A 19,386-nucleotide genomic window follows, 5' to 3' on the forward strand; every position below is an offset into this window, starting at 1 on the left:
GCAAAAGTGGAACCGTTTTCGAAAACTAACTGTTAGTGTTACGGTCGGCGGCATGAAGAAGGTGAGCTTCGCCGAGTTCGGCGGTCCGGACGTTCTGCGACTCATAGACGCCGAGGAGCCCCACGCGGGCCCCGGCCAGGTGCGCATCGCCGTGCGGGCGGCGGGCGTGAACCCCGTCGACTGGAGGATCCGTGAAGGCCAGATGCAGGAGATCAGCCCGATCGAGCTGCCCACCGGAGTCGGGCAGGACGCCTCCGGGGTGGTGGACGAGATCGGCGAGGGCGTCGAAGGGGTCGAGATCGGCGACCACGTGTTCGGCGGGGGGTCGAGCACCTACGCCGAGTTCGCCGTGCTGTCGGCCTGGGCCCGCATGCCCGAGGGCCTGACGTTCGAAGAGGCGGCCGGCTACCCCTCCGTGATGGAGACCGCGCTGCGCGTCATCCGCGAGGTCGGTGTGCGGCCCGGGCAGACGCTGCTGGTCAGCGGGGCGTCCGGGGGAGTCGGGTCGGCGGTGCTGCAGATCGCCCGAGACCGCGGCATCACGGTGATCGGTACGGCCGGGGCCGGGAACCAGGACTATCTGCGCGGCCTGGGCGCCCTCGCCACGACGTACGGCGAGGGCTGGGCCGAGCGGGTGCGGCGGCTCGGCCGTGTCGACGCGGCGCTCGACCTGGCCGGCTCGGGTGTGATCCGCGAACTCGTCGAGCTGACCGGCGATCCGCGGAAGGTGGTCTCCATCGCCGACCTCGGCGCACCGGAGTTCGGCGCCCGGTTCTCCAACGTGGCCGGGAGCATGACGGAGGCGCTCGCCGAGGCCGCCCGTCTCATCTCGCGGGGAAGGCTCCGCATCCCGGTCGCGAAGTCGTACACGCTCGCCGGGGCCGCGGCGGCGCACATCGACAGCCGGGCCGGTCACACGCGCGGGCGCCGGGTCGTGGTCGTCTGAGCCGTTTCCCGCGCGGTCGCGCGGCCCGGCGAACCACGCCCCTCGAACAGCGGCGTCCGCGCGGCCCGACCGCGACACCGACGGTGGTCGGCGGCCCGCCGGCAACGCGCGGGACCCGCACGGCCGCGGCCCGCTCCGGCAGCGCCCGCCCCGCGGGCCGCCCGCCCCGTCGTGGCGGACGCTCCCGGCCGCCATGACGGGACCACCGCCCGGCTCCGGAACGGGACCCGGCGGTGCCTGGAGCCGGTACGTCCCCGGCGATCGCACACGGTCACCGGCAGGCTGAACCGCGCGGGCAGCCCAAGGCGGTCGAGCCCCGCGACGGAGCGGCAGGTCAGGGCAGGCCGGGGACTGCCCCGGCCTGCCACCGCCTCACGGTGCCGTCGGCTGCTCCTGGTGGCTGCCGTAGGGCCGCGTGATGATCTCCATGCCGTGCCCGGCCGGATCCGTGAAGTACAGGCCGCGCCCACCGTGATGGTGGTTGATCTCTCCGGGCTGCTTCAGCTGCGGATCGGCGTAGTACGTGATCCCGGCCTGCCGGATACGCGCGAAGGCCGCGTCGAACTCCTCGTCGGAGACGAGGAACGCGTAGTGCTGCGTGACGATCGACTCCGCCGGAATGGCGGCGAAGTCCAAGGTGACCCCGTTGCCGGTGGACACGGGAATGAACGGGCCCCACTCGGTCCCGACCTCGAGTCCCAGGATGTGCGCCAGGAACTCGGCCGACTCCCGGTTGTCCCGCGCATGGACGATGGTGTGATTCAACTCGACTGACATGTGTGGAATGCCTCCGTAAGGCACCTCACGGCACCTCCATGCCTCACCCAGCCGGTGACCGACACGCGATGCGTGCCCGTGAGCCTAGACAGCGGCGCCCACGCCGTCGAGGCGTCTTCCGGGGAAGGGAACCTTTTCGGCCACTGAGCGCCACCCGTTGCCGGGCCGGGCCGGGAACGGGCGACGGTCGGACACGCGGGGCGTCCGGCCGGACGCCCGGACGGTGCGCGGCGCGGCTCAGTGCGCGGCGAGGAGTTCGAGCGTGTCGATCACGCGGTTGGAGAAGCCCCACTCGTTGTCGTACCAGGCCACCACCTTGACGTGGCGGCCGTCGACCCGGGTGAGGGCCGAGTCGAAGATCGACGAGGCCGGATTGCCGGTGATGTCGGACGACACCAGCGGGTCCTCCGAGTACTCCAGGATGCCGGCGAGCGGCCCCTCCGCCGCGGCGCGGTACGCCGCCAGCACGTCGTCGCGCGTCACCTCGCGGGCGACGGTCGTGTTGAGTTCGACGATCGAGCCCACCGGAACCGGCACGCGGATCGAGTCGCCCGACAGCTTTCCGTCCAGGTTCGGCAGCACCAGGCCGATCGCCTTGGCGGCGCCCGTCGTGGTCGGCACGATGTTGACGGCGGCGGCGCGGGCGCGCCGGGCGTCGCGGTGCGGACCGTCCTGCAGGTTCTGCTCCTGCGTGTAGGCGTGCACCGTCGTCATGAAGCCGTGCTCGATGCCGGCGAGTTCGTCCAGCACCGCGGCCAGCGGCGCGAGCGCGTTGGTCGTGCAGGAGGCGTTCGAGACGATGGTGTGCGCGGCCGGGTCGTAGGCGTCGGTGTTGACGCCGAAGGCGAGGGTGACGTCGGCGCCGTCCGACGGCGCGCCGACGAGCACTCTCCGGGCGCCCGCGTCGAGGTGCGCGCGGGCGGCCTTGGCCGACGTGAACCGGCCGGTCGCCTCCAGCACGACGTCCACACCGAGTTCGCCCCACGGCAGCCGCGCCGGCTCGCGCTCGGCGAGGACCGCGATGCGGCGGCCGTCGACGACGAGGGCGTCCCCGTCGGCGGTCACCGGGCGGCCGAGCCGGCCGGCCGTCGTGTCGTAGGCGAGCAGCCGGGCGAGGGCGGCGGGCTCCGCGAGGTCGTTGACGGCGACGACCTCCAGGCCACTGTCGCGTTCGAGCAGCGCGCGCAGCACATTGCGTCCGATGCGGCCGAAACCGTTGATGGCGATGCGAGTCATGGGCGGTGTCCTTTCTGCCGCCACCAGCGTCGCGCGCCGCGCCCGCCCGTGACCGCGGCGCGAGCGCCACGGTTCGCAAGGATCGTGCCAGGCGGCCGGCTACGTGCCCCGGGTGAAGGCGCGCCGGTACTCGCTCGGGGTGGTGCCGAGGATGCGCTGGAAGTGCAGCCGCAGGTTCGCGCCGGTGCCCAGGCCGACGTCGGCGGCGATCTGCTCGACGCTCCGCTCCGAACGCTCCAGCAGCTCCCGGGCCGCGTCGACGCGGGCGCGCATGACCCACTGCATCGGCGTGTACCCCGTGTCCTCGACGAAGCGCCGCGAGAACGTGCGCGGCGAGACCGCCGCGTGCCGGGCGAGGTCCTTCAGGGTGAGGGGCTCGCCGAGCCGGCGCAGCGCCCACTCGCGGGTGGCGGCGAACCGCTCGCCGAGCGGCTCGGGCACGCTGCGCGGCACGAACTGCGCCTGCCCGCCGCTGCGGTAGGGGGCCGCGACCAGCCGCCGGGCCGCGTGGTTGGACGCGGCCACCCCGAGGTCGCCGCGGAGGACGTGCAGGCACAGGTCGATGCCCGAGGCGGCGCCGGCCGACGTCAGCACACTGCCCTCGTCGACGAACAGGACGTTCTCGTCGACCCGGACCAGCGGATGCTTCGCCGCGAGCGCCCGCGCGTAGTGCCAGTGCGTCGTGGCGCGCCTGCCGTCGAGCAGGCCGGTGGCGGCGAGCGCGAAGGCGCCCGTGGAGATGGCGGCGAGGCGCGCGCCCCGGCCGTGGGCGGTGAGCAGCGCGTCGACGACGGCCGGCGGCGGGTCGTCGCGGTCCGGGAACCGGTAGCCGGGGATGAAGACGAGGTCGGCCCACGCGAGCGCGTCCAGGCCGTGGGCGACGTGGTAGGACAGGCCGTCGCCGCCGGTCACCAGACCGGGCGCCGCGCCGCACACCCGCACCTCGTACGGCATGCTCGCCCGGGTCGTGAACACCTGCGCGGGGATGCCCACGTCGAGCGGTTTGGCGCCCTCGAGCACGAGGACGGCGACGCGGCGCAGACGGGGGGACGGCACGGGGGACAGGGTACGAGGGGCGCGCGGCGCGGGCCTTCCCCCCTCCGCGCCGGCCGCGGTCCCGGCCCCGCCCTCCCCGGCGGCCCGTCGTGCACCCGCGTCCCGCCGGCCGCGCACGGGCTCGTTAGGATCCGGGTCATGCCGCTGACCGCGAAGGACGTGGACCGGTTCGAGGCCGCGAGGCCCCGCCTGGGGGCCATCGCGTACCGCCTCCTCGGTTCCGCGAGCGAGGCCGAGGACGCCGTGCAGGAGACCTTCCTGCGCTGGCAGGCCGCCGACGCCGAGCGCATCGAGGTCCCCGAGGCCTGGCTGACGAAGGTGCTCACCAACCTGTGCCTCAACCAGCTCGCCTCGGCCCGCGCGCGGCGCGAGACCTATGTGGGCCAGTGGCTCCCCGAACCGCTGCTCGCCGGGGACCCGATGCTCGGCCCGGCCGACACCGCCGAGCAGCGCGAGTCGGTCTCGTACGCGGTCCTCACCCTCATGGAGCGGCTGTCGCCCAACGAGCGGGCGGTGTACGTGCTGCGGGAGGCCTTCGACTACTCGCACCGGGAGATCGCCGGGATCCTCGGCCTCACCGAGGCCGCCAGCCAGCAGCTCCTCCACCGCGCCAGGAAGCACATCGCGGACGGCCGGGCCCGCGCCGAGATCGACGAGGCCGCCGCCCGGCGGATCGCCGAGGAGTTCCTGGCGGCCGCCACCAGCGGGAGGACCGAGCCGCTCGTGCGGCTGCTCACGGCCGACGCCGTCTCGGTCGGCGACGGCGGCGGGAAGGTCCCGGCCCGCGCCAGGCCGTTCGAGGGCGCTCTCGCGGTGGCGAAGTTCGTGCGGGGCCTGTTCAAGCCCGCACCGGCCAAGCGCGCCCTGGTCGGAGGCTCGCCCGAGGTCCACATCACGACCGCCAACGGCGGCCCCGCCGTCGTGGCGGTCGTCGACGGCCGGGTCGTCGGCGTCATGTGCCTGGAGGTCACCGCCGGGGGCATCGCCGCGATCCGCAACCAGGTCAACCCCGACAAGCTCGGACGCGCGACCGAGGTGTGGGCCGCCGGCGATCACGGGGAGCCCCTGTTCCGCGCCTTCTGACCGCGACCGGAAGCGCTCCCGGACCCGGGCTCCCGGACCCGGTGGGAGCACTTCCGGCCGCGGTGTGAGCCGCGTCACACCGCGCTCCTGTCAGGAAACGGCGCGCCGCCCGGTTCAAGGGGCGGAACCGCGCAGACAGGAGCAGAGAATGAAGCACCGCATCATCGTCCTCGGCGCCGGATACACCGGAGCCGTCGCGGCCGGTCGTCTCGCCAGGCGGCTGCACCGCGACGACGTCGCCATCACCCTCGTCAACGCCGAGCCCGACTTCGTCGAGCGCGTCCGGCTGCACCAGCTCGCGGCCGGCCAGGACCTGAGGCCGCGGCCCCTCGGCGAGATGTTCGCGGGCACCGGCGTCGAGCTGAGGCTCGCGAGGGTCACCGGCGTCGACGCCGACCGCAGGACCGTGACCGTCGAGGACGCGGACGGCGGCGCCGGGGAGCTGGAGTACGACACCCTCGTGTACGCCCTCGGCAGCGGCTGGAGCGACCAGGGCGTCCCCGGCGCCGCCGAGCACGCCCACGAGCTCGCGAGCCGGCCCGGGGCGCTCCGGCTGCGCGAGCGCCTGGCCGGCCTGGACGCCGGCCAGGCCGTGGCCGTCGTCGGCGGCGGCCTCACCGGCCTGGAGGCCACCGCCGAGATCGCCCAGGCCCGCCCGGACCTGGCCGTCGCCCTCGTCACCCGCGGCGGTCTCGGCGACTGGCTCTCGGACAGGGGCCGCGCCCATCTGCGGAAGGTCTTCGGCGGGCTCGGCGTCACCGTGCACGAGCACGCCGCCGTCACCGCCGTCGGGGCCGACCGCGTCACCACCGCCGACGGCAGGACCGTCCCGGCCGCGGTCACCGTGTGGACCACCGGCTTCGCGGTCCACCCGATCGCGCGGGCCACCACCCTGGAGACCGGCGCCACGGGGCAGATCGTGGTCGACGGGACCATGCGCTCGGTCTCGCACCCGGACGTGTACGCCATCGGCGACGCGGCCATGGCGACGGGTCCCGGCGGCAGGCCGCTGCGGATGTCGTGCGCCACGGGTGTCCCCACCGCCTGGCAGGCCGCCGACGCCATCGCGGCACGCCTGACCGGCGGGAAGCTCCCCAGCACACCGCTGCGCTACTTCAACCAGTGCGTCTCGCTGGGCCGCGGGGAGGGCCTGATCCAGTACGTCACCGCCGACGACCGGTCCGTCCGCGCGGCCCTGACCGGCCGGTTCGCCGCCGTCTACAAGGAGCTGGTCTGCAAGGGCGCGGCCTGGGGCGTCGCCCACCCGACCCTCGGCCTGCCGGTCCGCCGCCGCCGCGTCGTACGGGAGGCGGCGCGGACGGGCCGGGCCGTCGGGACCGCGGCCTGACCGGTGCGGCGGAGCGGGCGCCCGCGACCCGGGGCGCCCCTCCACCGCCGGCCCGGGGATCCGGCCCGCGCCCGGACGGGCGGCGAGCTGCCGGGCGGGCGCGCCGCGCGCCCGTACCACCCGTACTACGCTGCCAGGATGACCAACCCCACCGGGCCACAGGATCCGCGGCCGGCCGCCCGGGACGCGTCCGCCGCGCAAAGCGGCCGCGGCGGCACGGCCGGGTCCGGCCGCCCCGCCAACGAGGGGCCGCGGGCCGCGGCCCGCAACCGGGCCGCCCTCGTCGCCGCCGCCCGCGAGGTCTTCGCCGAGCAGGGGCTGAACGCCCCGCTGTCCGCCGTCGCACGCCGCGCCGGGGTGGGCCAGGGCAGTCTCTACCGGCACTTCGCCGACCGGGTCGCGCTGGCCTCCGCGGTCCTGGACGAGAACGTCCGGCATATCGAGGAGGCGGCCGCCGAGCCGGGCGCGGATCTGGAGAGCCTCCTGGGCGTGGTCACCTGGCAGCTGACCCGCTCGACGGCCTTCGTCGACCTGCTGCGCCTGCACGCCGACGAGTACGCCCGCACGCTGGCCGGACGCGTCCGGAGCGTCCTGGCCGGGCACCTGCCCGCCGGGCACCGCCTGTCCGCCGACGACGTGATGCTCGCCGTCGCGATGGTCTCCGGCGTCGTCGCCGGCGGCCCCACCCCGGCGGAGCGGGAGCGCCTGGCCCTGGCGGCCTGGCGTCTGCTCGGCATCGGGGTGGGGCCGGTGCGGCCGGCCGGGACGGCCGACGGGGTGTGACCGGGGCGGCCGTCAGCCGCCGTTGGACTGGCGGATGCCCTTGCCCGGCGCGGTGAACCGGTAGACGTAACCGCCGTCGGGGCCGCTGACGGTCATGTACGCCGTCCTGCCGCCCGGGGTGATCGCGACGTTGGTCGCCGACTCCAGGCCCTTGGCGTCCTCCGGTCCGGACGCGGGGGTGTGCGGAAGACGTGCGGGGGCGCGCTCCCGGCCGTGGCGCCGGGCGCGCGGGGCCGGGTTCCCCCGGCCGCGGCGACCGGCCGGAGGGACCCGGCCGGCGGGACGTCAGGCGGCCGACCAGCCGCCGTCGGAGGGCAGGATCGCGCCGTTGATGTTCACCGCGTCCCTGCTGAGCAGGAACGTGATCGAGGCGGCCAGCTCCTCGGCCGTGGCCAGGCCGGGGATCGCCACGCGCATCCGCGCGGTGCGGGACGAGCCGTACGGGGCGGCGCCGGGCACCTGGATGCCGGTGGCCACCGCGCCCGGGGCGACGGCGTTGACCTGCACGCCCGTGCCCGCGTACTGGTAGGCCGAGGACTTCGTCAGGCCCACCAGGGCGTGCTTGGAGGTGGTGTAGGCGGCGCCGGCCGCCGAGCCGCGCAGGGCGGCCTCGGAGACGACGTTGACGATCCGGCCGCCGCCCGCGGCGAGCATGCCGGGGACGACGGCGCGCATCAGGCGCATGGGGCCGTCGACGTTGACGCGCATGACGCGCTCCCAGATCCGGTCGTCGACCTCGTGCACGGCGGCGTCGTCGTCCATCACGCCCGCGACGTTCGCCAGGGCGTCCACACGGCCGCCCGCGGCGGCCAGGACGGCGTCGGCGGACTCGGGCGCGGTGATGTCGGCGGCGACGGTCACGACGTTCCCGCCCAGCTCGGCGGCGAGCGCCGCGAGGCCGTCGGCGGAGACGTCGACGGCGACCACGCGCCCGCCCTCGCGCACCACCCGGGAGGCGACGGCCCTGCCGATGCCGGAGGCGGCGCCGGTGACGACGGCGGTCTGGCCGTCGAAGCGGCCGGGCGTGACCTGCTCGGTCCACGGCTCGGGGGCGCCGACCCCGGCGCCGGGGCCGGGTTCCCCGGCCGGGGCGGCGCCGGCCGGGGGAGCGGTGGGCAGGCCCTCGGGGACCCGGCCGGTCTCGGCGGCGGTGACCAGCGCGTCCACGAGTTCGGGCGGGAACTTCCCGCCGGACATCTTCACGAGCTGCTCCAGCGGCAGGCCGAGGGCGGGGGCGAGGGCCTGCTCGCTCTGGCCCTGGGCGGCCGGCAGGCCGCGCAGGACCTGCCCGGCGACGGGGTCCGCCAGCCAGTCGCGCAGCGGGGAGGCGGGGGTGAGGTTCGGCATCGGGGGCCTTTCGGGTCGCAGTGCTCGGGGTTCGGTGCCCGGGGCGGGGCCGCGTGGGCGGGGCTCCGCACCAGAACCGGACAACAGTGTCCGGCTACTGGGGTACGGTACCCGTGACCGTGCGGGACGCCCGGCGAGGGCACCGGCCACACCCCGCACGGCGCCCGGTGCACGTCCCCCACGAGAGGAATCCGCCGCATGACCCTGCCGCAGTGCGACAACCCGCCCACCCCCGAGGAGACCGCCGCCCTGCGCGAGCGCTACCGCGCCGAGCGGGAGCGCCGCGTACGCCCCGAGGGCCCCGGCCAGTACCGGGCCGCGGACGCGGAGTTCGGCTACTTCGCCGCCGACCCCCACACCGACGGGCCGGCGGAACGCGAACCGCTGCGCGACACGGTGGACGTCGCGATCGTCGGCGGCGGGTTCGGCGGGATCCTGGCGGGCGCGCGCCTGCGGCAGCGGGGCGTGGCGAAGGTGCGCGTCGTCGAGAAGGGCGGCGACTTCGGCGGCACCTGGTACTGGAACCGCTACCCGGGCATCCACTGCGACATCGAGTCGCACGTCTACCTGCCGATGCTCGACGAGACCGGCTACGTGCCCGAGTGGAAGTACGCCCCGGGCGAGGAGATCCGCCGGCACGCGGTGCGCATAGCCGAGCGCTCCGGCCTGTACGAGCACGCCCTGTTCTCCACCGCCGTCACCTCCCTGACCTGGGACGAGCCCGCCGAGCAGTGGGTGGTCGCCACCGACCGCGGCGACGAGTTCCGCGCCACCTACGTCATCACCGCCACCGGCACCCTCTCGGAGCCCAGACTCCCCGGCATCCCCGGCATCGAGGACTACCGGGGCCACACCTTCCACACCTCCCGCTGGGACTACGAGTACACCGGCGGCGGCCCCGAGGGCGGTATGACGGGCCTGGCGGGCAAGAGGGTCGGCGTCGTCGGCACCGGCGCCACCGGCGTGCAGGTCGTCCCGATGCTGGCCGAGGACGCCGGGCACCTGTACGTCTTCCAGCGCACCCCCTCCACCGTGGACGTGCGCGGCCAGCGGCGCACCACACCGCGGGAGGTCGGCGCGGACCGCCCGGGCTGGGCCGCCGAACGCCGCGAGAACTTCCTGCGGATCGTCTCAGGGGAGGACGCCGACCGGGACCTGGTGAACGACGGCTGGACGGCGTCGGCCGCCCTGCTGGAGAAGCTCCTGCCCAGCTTCCGCCGCGACGGCGAACCGGACTTCGAGGCCGCCTACGAGGCCGCCGACCACGCCACGATGAACCGGATCCGCGAGCGCGTGGCCGCCGAGGTCGCCGATCCCGCCACCGCCGCGGCCCTCCAGCCCTGGTACCGGTACGCGTGCAAGCGGCCCACGTTCTCCGACACGTACCTGCCCGCGTTCAACCGGGACAACGTCACCCTCGTGGACACCGCCGACACCCACGGCATCGAGCGGATGACCGAACGCGGCGTCGTCGTGGGCGGAGTGGAGTACGAGGTCGACTGCCTGATCTTCGCCACCGGCTTCTCCGTCGGCGTCTCCGGCATCACCTCCGGGAAGCTGCCCGTGACCGGCCGGGGCGGCGTCCAGCTCCTCCACGCGTGGGCGCGGCGGGGCCCGCGCACCCTCCACGGCTTCACCAGCAACGGGTTCCCCAACCTCGTCCAGATGGGCTCGCTGCAGAACGCCAGCAGCGTCAACTTCACGCACATCCTCGACGAGCAGGCCGTGCACGCCGCGGCCCTGGTCGCCGCCGCGGAGGAGAAGGGCGCCGTCATCGAGCCCACCCGCGAGGCCGAGGACGCCTGGCTCGCCGTCTGCGCGCAGGGCGCCCCCGACCACGAGTGGTTCCACGCCGAATGCACCCCCGGCTACTACAACCGCGAGGGCCGCGGCCGCCCGAACGGACCCACCGCCTACCCGCACGGAGCCGTCGCCTTCCACGACCTCCTGCGCCGCTGGCGCGAGGAGAGCATCGGCGAGGTCCTCCGGGCCAGGGCCGCCGCCCCGGCCTGACCCCGCGCGGCGGGAGCGGCGCCGCCCACCGCGCCCGGACGGGAGCACGGCGGGCGGCGCCGCTTGACCTTGACACGGTGGCAAGGTCTTCCCTGGGGCCGGGAGGTGGTCCCGATGACCATGCCGGAACAGGACACGGAAGCGATGCGAGCCCTCAGGGGGCTGGAGGACGGCGACCCGTCGGTGCGGCTGCGGGCCGCGCTGGCGGCCGGCACGGCCCCCGACCCGCGGTTCGTCGACAGGCTCGTCGAACGGTGCGCGGTCGAACCCGAGTTCCCCGTGCGCGAGATGCTCACCTGGGCACTCATCCGCCACCCGGCGTCGGCGACGGTCCCGCGGCTGCTCGGCGAACTCCGCTCGGAGCGGGCGCGGGCACGGAGCCAGGCGCTGCACACACTGTCCAAGACCGGGGACCGGCGGGCGTGGCCGGCGATCACCCGGGAGCTCCTGACCGACGCCGACGACGAGGTGGCGCGGGCCGCCTGGCGGGCGGCGGTCGCGCTCGTGCCCGAGGGGGAGGAGCCCGCGCTGGCCGCGGTGCTGTCGACGCAGCTCGGGCGCGGCGGACGCGAGACGCGGCTGAGCCTCAGCCGGGCGCTGATCGCGCTCGGCGAGGCGATCCTGCCGCTCCTGCGCGCCGCGGCGACCGACCCCGACCCCCGCGTGCGCGCGCACGCGGCGGCCACGGAACGGCTGCGGCGCGATCCGGATGCCGGATCCGAGTTCGCGATCGAGGAGGCGAAGCGCATCCTGGCCCTCGGTACGGACGGCCGGGAGGGATGACAGACGGTGTTGATCGGTGAGGTGGCACGGCGGTCCGGGGTCAGCGCCCGCATGCTCAGGCACTACGAGTCGCTGGGCCTGGTGCGGCCGACGGGCCGTACCGGCGCCGGCTACCGCGAGTACTCCGGCGAGGACATCCGGCGGATCTTCCACATCGAGAGCCTGCGGTCGCTGGGGCTGTCGCTGCGCGAGGTCGGGCGCGCCCTCGACGACCCCGCCTTCACGCCCTCGGAACTCGTCGGCGACCTCGTCCGCCGGACGCGGGAACGCATCGCGGCCGAGACGGAACTGCTCACCCGGCTCCACCGGATCGGCGCCGCGGAACCCGACGGCTGGGAGGACGTCCTCCGCACCGCCGCGCTCCTCCGGGCGCTGCGATCGGAGAGCGCCGGGAGGCGCCAGCGCGCGGCCCTGTTCTCGGGGTCCCCGGGGTCCCCGGGGTCCCCGGGGTCCCCGGCCGGAGGGGGGTCGGCGCCGGTGGAGGCACTGGTCGAGGCGGCGCTGAACGAGACGGACCCGAACGCCGCCGGAGCCCTCCGGTGGGCCCTGGCGCAGTCGGGCGGCGGCGGACTGGCGCTGCTGGCGGAGGGCCTTCGCTCACCGGTGGCCGAAGTGCGGAACCGTGCCGTCCGGGCCATCGCCGAGATCCCGGGGGACGAGGCGACCGCACTGCTGCGGGACGCCCTCGCCGACCCCGACACCGCGGTCCGCGGGTGCGCGGCCCTGGAGCTCGGGGCACGCGGAGCGGACGACGCGGTCCCGGCGCTCGTCGACATGGTCGTCGGGGGGACCAACGACGTCGACGCGGCCGACGCGCTGAGCGCGCTGGCGAGCCGTCCCGGGACGGCGGAGCGGATCGCCGCCGGGCTCGTCGACCGTCTCGCCCGCGGCGCCCTCGGGGCGTCCGCACGCCGGCGGCTGACACAGGCGCTCGCGGACATCCCCGGAGCCACGGCGGCACGCGCCCTCGCGGAGCTGTCGCACGACGAGGACCGCGCCGTCGCGCTCACCGCGGCCTACGTCCTGGGGATGCGCGGCGCACGGTGACGGGCCCGCCCGGCCCGGGAAGGGGCCGCCCCGGAGGCCGGCGGTCAGCCTCGGCCCAGCAGCCCGGCCAGGTGCGTGACGGTGCGGTCGGCCAGGTGGGGGCCGATGAGCTGGACGCTCAGCGGCAGCCCTTCGGGGGTCTCCCCCAGCGGGACGGTGGCCGCGGGCAGGCCCGCGACGCCGGCCGTCGACGGTGACGACCGCGTTGTACTCCGGGTGGCGCTCGATGCGGTCCAGGTGCGCGGTGGTCAGCTCGCGGCTGGAGACCCTGCCGCGGTTCAGCGCGTCCAGCTGCTCGGCTGCGGACAGACGCGTCAGGTCCATGAAGGGGAGGTGTCCTTTCCGGCGTCGGCGGTGGTGAAGTGGGCGGCGATGCGCAGCAGTGCGCGGACGTCGTCGTCCGGGGTGCGCAGCTCCTCGCGGGCTGTGGTGTCGGCGTACCCGGCCGGGTCCTGGGGGGTTTCGCCGGACCGGTGGGCGGCCAGCGCGGCGCGGAGCTGGTCGGCGGTGACGGCGGCGGCCAGTTCGGCGCGGCGAGCGGCGGGACCTTCGCCGGGCCTTCTCCGGCGGCAGCTCCCAATGGGCGAGGACGGCCGGCTGGAGCGCCAGCAGGGCCACCACGGAGCCGAAGGCGGCGAGGATGCCGGTGGGGGGGCGGCCGGTGAGGTCGTCCAGTACCCGCCAGACCGGCTCCAGCGACACCAGGGACGAGAGGGCGGAGAAGCCGTAGACCCCGGCGAGAGCGCTCAGGGCGCGGTCGCGGCGCAGGCGCCCGGGCGGCCAGAGCAGGAGCAGGAAGCCGGCGGCGGCCAGGGCCAGGCACATGGGGTGGAGGAGCTGCTGCACGGTCTACCTCCCCGGGACGCAGCAGCGTCTGTGCCACGCGGTCGGCGGGGCGGCGGGCAGGGCGGCGGTGGACGTGCTGCTGGAGGTAGGAGCCGATCAGCTCGGCTTCCTGCTCGTCGCGGTGCTCGTAGTCGGTGCGGCCCGGCATCGTCCGCACCACCGCCGGGTCGAGCGTGGGCAACAGCCGGGCGGTGACGGGATCCGCCGGCCCGGACGTCGCCCCTCCCCGGTGGTCGCGCAGGATGTGCCCCAGTTCGTGCGCGATGATGTGGTCCTGGTGGAACAGGCCGGTCTCCGGGTGGACGAAGACGTAGTCGGCGCCGGCGGTCCGGATCCACATGCCGCTCAGGCCCCGGCCGGTGCCCGCGACGGCGGGCAGCAGGCGGATGGGGCGGCCGGTCCGCTCCTCGACGGCGGGCATCAGGTCCCGGACGCTGTCCGCCGGTGGCAGGCCGAGGCCGCGGACGAAGCGGCGGCTGTCCCGCTGGGGGAAGTCCCCGATCCTCATGGGCTGTCCTCCGTGGCCTCACCGCCGGATTCGGAGTCCAGGCCCTCGCGGTGGCGGATCTCCTCGATGGCGGCCAGGACCTGCTCCAGGCTCTGGGGCGACAGGCCGGCGACCCGGGTGGCGACCCGCTGCACCCCGCTGTCGCGCAACTGCCGGACGATCTCCAGTTCCGCGTCGACCCGTGCGGCGGTGGTGTCGTCGAAGAAGTAGCCGACGGGCACGCCGAAGAAGCCCGCGAGGGTCTCCAGCTGTCTCCGGGAGGGGTTGGCGGCCCGTCCCGTGCGCAGTTTCCACAGGTAGACGTGGGAGACGGTCTCGCCGCCGCGTTTCCGCAGCAGGTCGGCGACCTCCTGGTTCGAGTACGGTCCCCGGTCCGGTGGGTGCACCGTCTCGAACAGGTGGTTCAGGCGTGCGGCGAAGGTGTCCATCGGCTCCGTGGGTTCTGCGGGCACGGCGCTCTCCTGGGATCCCGTCACGGTGAGTTGACGCTGCGTGTCCGGTGCGCCAGATTCGTCGTCGGGAACATTAACTTTAGTTAATCGACTGCTCCGGTCGGCTCGCCTGCCAGCGGCAGCACCGGCCGACGGGGACACGCCGGCGCCCGGCGTGCGGACGCCGCACGGACCGGTCGTCCCGGCCATCCGCTCGCCGTCCGACTCCGTGCCCCGTGAGGACTCGGGCCGGCATACCGTCGGCCACGGTCGCCGGCGAGGCCCGACCAGGCTCGAACACCACGCGCCCGCGCGGGACCTGTCACGCTCCCGGCGCCGTCCGCGTTCCCCCGCGCTCCCTCGCGCTCCCCCGCATCCCCTCCGCGGACGCGGAGCCGGCCGGCTGCGGCCCTGCGCGATCGGGAGCGAAGTGATGCAGATCACCCTGAACAGGGGCAAGCCGGGGAACACCCGGCGGTGCTTTCCGGTTGAACCGACCGTGGGCGCGGATGGGACAGTGTCCCCGGGCCTCACCTATGGCCCACAGGGACGATCGTTCGGCTGAAGCCCTGTGGAGCCCCTCGCCGAGAGGCGACCGCCATCCGCGCCCACCACCGACCGCCCCGACCGTGATTCCCCCGTCCGGTCGGGGCTCTCCTCGTTCCCCGTCCGTCCGCCGTCCGTCCGCGGCACGGCGACGGGTCGCGCTTGACCGCGGGAACGCTCGGATCCGTGGCGTGCCGCCCCGCACGCAGGCGGACGGCATCGAGCGGACCACGACTCGGGCGGGGCCGGAGCACCGGCGCGGGGAACCGGAGCCGACTGCGCGACCCGAGGGCGCGATCCCGGACATCGAGGGCATCGCGGACGAGGGGTCCGGGCGGGAGACGAGAACTGGCCCTCCGGAACGGTGAAGAGCCCCGGACGGCCGGGGCGCGGGAGCGCCCGGGGCAAGCCGAACGGGACGGTCTGTGTGCACGGAATCCGGCAATCGGTCGTCCGAAGGGGCGACACCACCGTGGTGGACCTCGTCGTCGATCCGGACGACTGAGCCGGCAATCGCCCGGCTGGACGCCCGCGCGGCGGCTACCGGGCGCGCACGAGCGCACCCGGTTCGCTGCCCTCGTCCCACATCTGCCACATGAGGAGTCCTCCGTCGTCGGACGGCTCGATGACCGTGCTGCCGCTCGCCCATCGCTCGCAGGCGTCGGCGCCCTCGCTGTCGTCGTCGAGGCTGAGCTCCTGCGGGCCGTAGCCGAGGCCGTCGTTGACGGTGCTCAGGGTCTGGAGGTACTGGCAGCCGGCCCAGCCCCCGGTGGTGACGACCTGGCTGCCGACCCGGCCCTGCTCGATGGTGAGGAACCTGCCGGTGCGGTTGTTCTCCAGGTCGATGAACTCCCATGTGCCGAGGTACTCCTCGGGGACGGGGGCCGGGCCGCTCGCGGCCCGGACGAGTTCGAGGGTGGTGCCGCCGCCGGTCCACTCGACCGAATCGCCGGACCGCAGCTCCACCTTCTGCCCGGACGGGGGCTCCCCGCACTCCTCCCGGCCCTCGCCCTCGACCGTCCGCTCGACGGTCCAGCGCGCCTCTCCCAGGGTGATCGAGTCCCCGTCGACCGAGCGGAGGGAACTGCGGGCCTGGCACAGGGAGAAGTAGCCGAGCCGGGTGTAGGACGCGAGCGGCTGGCCCCGCGCGCCCGCCTTCAGCTCGATCCGCACGCGCGGTGGGCGGGCCATCCCGTCGTCGGTCCGCACCGTCCCCTCCCAGGCGCCCACCAGTGCCTCGGGCATCCGCGCCGCGCCGGCGGCCTGCGAGGCGGAGCGGGACGGGGAGGCGGAGCGGGAGGACCGGGGCGATTCCGACGGGGACGCCGAACCGGTCGCCGCGGCCGTGCCCGTGGTGCCCTCCGCCCCCGGCGGCTCGTTCCCGCCGGAGCCCCCGTCCGGCCGCAGGACGACGAACACGACCGCCGCCGCGAGCAGCGCCAGCGTCGCCCCGAGGGCGGTGAGGCGCCGCCGTGCCGGGGAGGGCCCGGTCTCGCCGCCGGGTGCGGCCCCGGAATCGGGTGCGGCCCCGGCAGCGGCCCCGGCACCGGAACCGGCCCCGGACGCGGAACCGGAATCGGGACCGGTTTCGGGGGCGGGCGCCGGGCCGGCGCCGGGCCCGTCCGGCGGCCGGGGGGTGTCGACGACCGTGGGCTCCGGTCCGTCCACGTCCAGCAGGTGCGACGCGTGACTGCCGAGCTCGGCGAGCAGTTCGGCGGGCAGCCAGGCCGCCGCGGAGGCGCCGGACGTGCGCGTGCGCTCGGCCAGCTCCTCCGCGGAGGGCCGGTCGCCGGGTTCCTTCGCCAGGCAGGGGCGCACGAGGTCGGCGAGTTCCCCGGGCAGTCCGCCCAGGTCGGGTTCGTCGTGGGCGACGCGGTACATCAGGGCGTGCGGGCCGATCCCGGGAGGGCCGAAGGGCATGCGGCCGGTCGCCGCGTAGGCCAGCACGGAGCCGAGGGAGAAGACGTCGGAGGCCGTGGTGACGCGCTCGCCCCGGACCTGCTCCGGCGACATGAACCCCGGCGACCCGATCACCGCGCCGGTCCGCGTGAGCCCGCCGCCGGTGGCGGTGTCCAGGGCGCGGGCGATGCCGAAGTCGATGACGCGCGGCCCGTCGGCCGTGAGCAGGATGTTGGAGGGCTTGAGGTCGCGGTGCACCAGCCCGGCGCCGTGGACGGAGGCCAGCGCGAGGGCCAGCCGGTGGGCCAGGGCCCGCACCGACGCGGGCGGCAGCGGCCCGTACCCCTCGCCCACGACCGACTGCAACGAGGGCCCGGCGACGTACGCGGTCGCCACCCACGGCACCTCGGCCCCGGTGTCCGCGTCCAGCACGGCCGCGGTCCACTCCCCGCCTACCCTCCGCGCGGCCTCCACCTCCCGCGCGAACCGCTCGCGGAACTCGCCCTGCCGCGCCAGCTCCCTCCGTACCAGCTTGACCGCGACGATCCGCCCGCCCGGCGACCGCCCGAGGAAGACGTCTCCCATCCCGCCCGCTCCGAGCCGGCCGAGCAGCCGGTACGCGCCTATGTGCGACGGATCGCCCGGGGACAGTGCACGCATGGCAACGGATCCTCGCACAGCACCGCGCCGGACACAGCCGCATCGCGGGGACCGGCCCGCGTCCCGCGCGCCGCCGCGGCGGGGAGGCCGACCCCCGCTGCGGCAGGATCACGGGCGTGAGCGACCCCGCCATCCGCGTACTCATAGCGGACGACCAGGAGATGATCCGCACCGGGTTCCGCCTGATCCTCGACACCCGGCCGGGGATCGAGGTGGTCGGGGAAGCGGCCGACGGCGTCGAGTGCGTCGAACTGGCCCGCGGACTGCGGATGTTCTCCAGGACCACGTCGGCCTGCTCGGGCGCGGTCTCCCTGATCGCCCTGGCTCTGCGGGCGTCCGGGGCGCGCAGGTAGCAGCCGAGCGCGACCGCGCCGCCGCGTTCCCGTCGCCCCGGCACGAGGGCCCCGGGGCGACGATCACCGTTCCGTACGCAACCGCGGGGTCCGGAAACGTGTCCCACAGGAGACAGTCACATCCGATTCTTCCGGGGGGACAAGATCATGCGACGGTTGGGAACGGCTGCCGCGGCACTGGTGCTGGCGGGTGCCGGGTTGATGGGCACGGCCGGCACGGCCGGAGCCGTGGACGCACGGGCGGAGCAGGCCGACACGGCCTGCGCGACCGGCTGGGGCAGCGGCGTGAAGTCGGCCGACGCCTTGCGGGGCGAGCCGCTGAGGAACATCAGGACCGGTTCGGGAACGTGCTACGACCGCATGGTCTTCGACCTCGGCGGTGAGGAGCGGGCCGGCTACCACGTCGGCTACGTCGACGTCTTCCACCAGGACGGTTCGAGCGATCGGATACCGGTCAAGGGCGGCGCCATCCTCCAGATCCACGTGACCGCGCCCAGCTACGACCCCGAGACGGGCGAGCCGGCCTACGAGGCGACGGTCGGGCAGCCCCTTCCGGGGGTGGACATCACCGGGTACAGGACGTTCAGGGACACGAGGTTCGGGGCGAGCTTCGAGGGGCAGACCCAGGTCGGCCTGGGCGTACGGGCCAGGCTGCCGTTCCGGGTGTTCCAGATCGACAGCCGTCTGGTCGTGGACGTCGCGCACACCTGGTGACACCGCACGCCCCCGGCGGGTTCACGGCCTGCCCGCGAACCCGCCGGAGGACGGGAGTCCGACGCAGAAGCCCGGCGGCACCGCCATGGTGCCGCCGGGCTTCTGCGTCGGGGGACGGCGCGCTCCGGCTCAGTGGTGGGCGTGGACGACGGCGTGGCCCTTGCCGCGTCCGATCATCCACTTGTTGACCGGGGTGGTGACCAGGAACGCGACGGCGAAGCCGCCCAGCAGCGCCGACCAGAACAGCCCGTCGGACAGATGGGCGTCCATCGCGCCGGGGGTGAGGGCGATGATGGCGTTGTCGACCAGCTCCATCACGGCGATGGAGACGGTGTCGGCGGCGAGCGCCACCTTGATCGCGGCTTTCGGCGACAGTCCGGCGCGCACCACCGCGACGAGGGTGAACGAGTAGCCGAAGAGGAACGCCAGCGCGATCGCCAGGAGCATGGTGGGCACGTTGTCCCACAGCAGGGCGGTGCCGATGACCATGCCGAGGATCTCGCCGACGGCGCAGCCGGTCAGGCAGTGCAGCGTCGCCCTGACGGCCGTCGACCAGGACGCTCCGGGCGCGTGCCCGCCGCGGCGGGCGTGACCGCTGAGGTCGGCGTGGTCGGCGTGGTCGGCGTGGTGGTGCGCGGTGCCGGTGTGGTGAGTGCTGCGGTCCATGGCCGTTCTTCTCTCTCCGTCCGGTGCGGTCCGTCGGGGGCCCCACACCATGAACCATATACCCCCTAGGGGTATTCCGCCAGGGTGGTCCGCGTCCGGGGCGGGCGGTGAGGGCGGCCCGGACGCGGTCGGTGCCCGCGCGGCGGACCGGGGCCGGATGCGGCCCCCTGGTTCTCGTGACGGAAGACCAGGGCCTCCCGGCGTCGTCGACGTACAGCTCCGCGGGACCGAGCAGCACATCGTGGTTGCCGGTGAGGTCCCGCCGACGTCCGAACAGCAGATACGCCTCGCGCAACGCCGCCGGCAGTCGCAGACCCAGCCTCTCCTCGGCGGCGTCGAGATCG

General features: G+C 75.2%; 16 protein-coding genes and 3 pseudogenes. 9 read left to right on the forward strand and 10 right to left on the reverse strand.

From position 1 onward, the window contains the following. Positions 1–52 precede the first annotated feature (52 nt). Positions 53–946 carry an NADP-dependent oxidoreductase gene (locus ABD358_RS06690; protein WP_344629915.1) on the forward strand — a complete coding sequence of 298 codons (894 nt, stop codon included), beginning with the start codon at positions 53–55 and terminating at the stop codon, positions 944–946. Between the two features lie 372 nt (positions 947–1,318). Here ABD358_RS06690 and ABD358_RS06695 read toward each other — a convergent pair whose 3' ends face one another. The 3 genes from ABD358_RS06695 to ABD358_RS06705 form a co-directional block, all read right to left on the reverse strand. After that, positions 1,319–1,723 (reverse strand): VOC family protein, encoded by a 405-nt coding sequence (locus tag ABD358_RS06695; protein ID WP_344629916.1) that lies wholly within the window; start codon positions 1,721–1,723, stop codon positions 1,319–1,321. Between the two features lie 237 nt (positions 1,724–1,960). Continuing rightward, a complete protein-coding gene (gene gap / locus ABD358_RS06700; RefSeq protein ID WP_344629917.1) occupies positions 1,961–2,959 on the reverse strand; it encodes a type I glyceraldehyde-3-phosphate dehydrogenase in 999 nt (332 codons plus the stop codon). A 99-nt stretch (positions 2,960–3,058) separates the two neighbouring features. Continuing rightward, positions 3,059–4,015, reverse strand: coding sequence for a GlxA family transcriptional regulator (locus ABD358_RS06705; RefSeq protein WP_344629918.1), 957 nt, complete (start codon positions 4,013–4,015; stop codon positions 3,059–3,061). 138 nt (positions 4,016–4,153) lie between these two features. On the opposite strand from ABD358_RS06705, the gene ABD358_RS06710 reads away from it, so the two are divergent. From ABD358_RS06710 to ABD358_RS06720, 3 genes are all read left to right on the forward strand, one after another. Then, positions 4,154–5,098, forward strand: a complete 945-nt coding sequence (locus tag ABD358_RS06710) for an RNA polymerase sigma-70 factor (protein WP_344629919.1) — start codon at positions 4,154–4,156, stop codon at positions 5,096–5,098. Positions 5,099–5,246: 148 nt separating this feature from the next. Then, the gene (locus ABD358_RS06715) at positions 5,247–6,446 is read left to right on the forward strand and encodes an NAD(P)/FAD-dependent oxidoreductase (protein ID WP_344629920.1); all 1,200 of its coding nucleotides are present in this window, start codon (positions 5,247–5,249) and stop codon (positions 6,444–6,446) included. Between the two features lie 138 nt (positions 6,447–6,584). After that, on the forward strand, positions 6,585–7,229 hold the full coding sequence (locus tag ABD358_RS06720; protein WP_344629921.1) for a TetR/AcrR family transcriptional regulator: 645 nt from the start codon (positions 6,585–6,587) through the stop codon (positions 7,227–7,229). A gap of 12 nt (positions 7,230–7,241) precedes the next feature. Here ABD358_RS06720 and ABD358_RS06725 read toward each other — a convergent pair. Together ABD358_RS06725 and ABD358_RS06730 are read right to left on the reverse strand one after the other, a co-directional pair. Next, positions 7,242–7,394 (reverse strand): annotated as a pseudogene (locus ABD358_RS06725) (SMP-30/gluconolactonase/LRE family protein); the annotation flags it as partial. A 120-nt stretch (positions 7,395–7,514) separates the two neighbouring features. Continuing rightward, positions 7,515–8,576 carry an SDR family NAD(P)-dependent oxidoreductase gene (locus ABD358_RS06730; protein ID WP_344629922.1) on the reverse strand — a complete coding sequence of 354 codons (1,062 nt, stop codon included), beginning with the start codon at positions 8,574–8,576 and terminating at the stop codon, positions 7,515–7,517. Positions 8,577–8,774: 198 nt separating this feature from the next. Here ABD358_RS06730 and ABD358_RS06735 point away from each other — a divergent pair, with 198 nt between their 5' ends. The 3 genes from ABD358_RS06735 to ABD358_RS06745 all read left to right on the forward strand — a co-directional run bounded on the left by ABD358_RS06735 (position 8,775) and on the right by ABD358_RS06745 (position 12,419). Beyond that, positions 8,775–10,589: a flavin-containing monooxygenase gene (locus ABD358_RS06735; protein ID WP_344629923.1), complete on the forward strand. Its 1,815-nt coding sequence runs from the start codon at positions 8,775–8,777 to the stop codon at positions 10,587–10,589. A gap of 114 nt (positions 10,590–10,703) precedes the next feature. Next, positions 10,704–11,372 (forward strand): HEAT repeat domain-containing protein, encoded by a 669-nt coding sequence (locus ABD358_RS06740; protein ID WP_344629924.1) that lies wholly within the window; start codon positions 10,704–10,706, stop codon positions 11,370–11,372. Between the two features lie 6 nt (positions 11,373–11,378). Then, on the forward strand, positions 11,379–12,419 hold the full coding sequence (locus tag ABD358_RS06745; RefSeq protein ID WP_344629925.1) for a MerR family transcriptional regulator: 1,041 nt from the start codon (positions 11,379–11,381) through the stop codon (positions 12,417–12,419). A 44-nt stretch (positions 12,420–12,463) separates the two neighbouring features. Here ABD358_RS06745 and ABD358_RS28390 read toward each other — a convergent pair. The 4 genes and pseudogenes from ABD358_RS28390 to ABD358_RS06755 form a co-directional block, all read right to left on the reverse strand. Continuing rightward, positions 12,464–12,595: pseudogene (locus ABD358_RS28390) on the reverse strand (hypothetical protein); the annotation flags it as partial. A gap of 138 nt (positions 12,596–12,733) precedes the next feature. Further along, on the reverse strand, positions 12,734–13,000 hold the full coding sequence (locus ABD358_RS28395; RefSeq protein WP_425576268.1) for a DUF6545 domain-containing protein: 267 nt from the start codon (positions 12,998–13,000) through the stop codon (positions 12,734–12,736). Between the two features lie 769 nt (positions 13,001–13,769). Further along, positions 13,770–14,225 (reverse strand): helix-turn-helix domain-containing protein, encoded by a 456-nt coding sequence (locus ABD358_RS06750; protein WP_344629926.1) that lies wholly within the window; start codon positions 14,223–14,225, stop codon positions 13,770–13,772. A 1,065-nt stretch (positions 14,226–15,290) separates the two neighbouring features. Further along, positions 15,291–17,309 (reverse strand): serine/threonine-protein kinase, encoded by a 2,019-nt coding sequence (locus tag ABD358_RS06755; RefSeq protein WP_344629927.1) that lies wholly within the window; start codon positions 17,307–17,309, stop codon positions 15,291–15,293. Positions 17,310–17,425: 116 nt separating this feature from the next. Here ABD358_RS06755 and ABD358_RS06760 point away from each other — a divergent pair. Together ABD358_RS06760 and ABD358_RS06765 are read left to right on the forward strand one after the other, a co-directional pair. Beyond that, positions 17,426–17,578, forward strand: a pseudogene (locus ABD358_RS06760) (response regulator transcription factor); the annotation flags it as partial. Between the two features lie 231 nt (positions 17,579–17,809). Further along, positions 17,810–18,376, forward strand: a complete 567-nt coding sequence (locus ABD358_RS06765; RefSeq protein ID WP_344629928.1) for an AMIN-like domain-containing (lipo)protein — start codon at positions 17,810–17,812, stop codon at positions 18,374–18,376. Positions 18,377–18,505: 129 nt separating this feature from the next. On the opposite strand, the gene ABD358_RS06770 is transcribed toward ABD358_RS06765, so the two are convergent. Further along, positions 18,506–19,042, reverse strand: a complete 537-nt coding sequence (locus tag ABD358_RS06770) for a DUF4396 domain-containing protein (protein WP_344629929.1) — start codon at positions 19,040–19,042, stop codon at positions 18,506–18,508. Between the last annotated feature and the right edge of the window lie 344 nt (positions 19,043–19,386).

The organism is Streptomyces glaucosporus (assembly GCF_039533345.1).
GTDB classification, from domain to species: Bacteria; Actinomycetota; Actinomycetes; order Streptomycetales; family Streptomycetaceae; genus Streptomyces; species Streptomyces glaucosporus.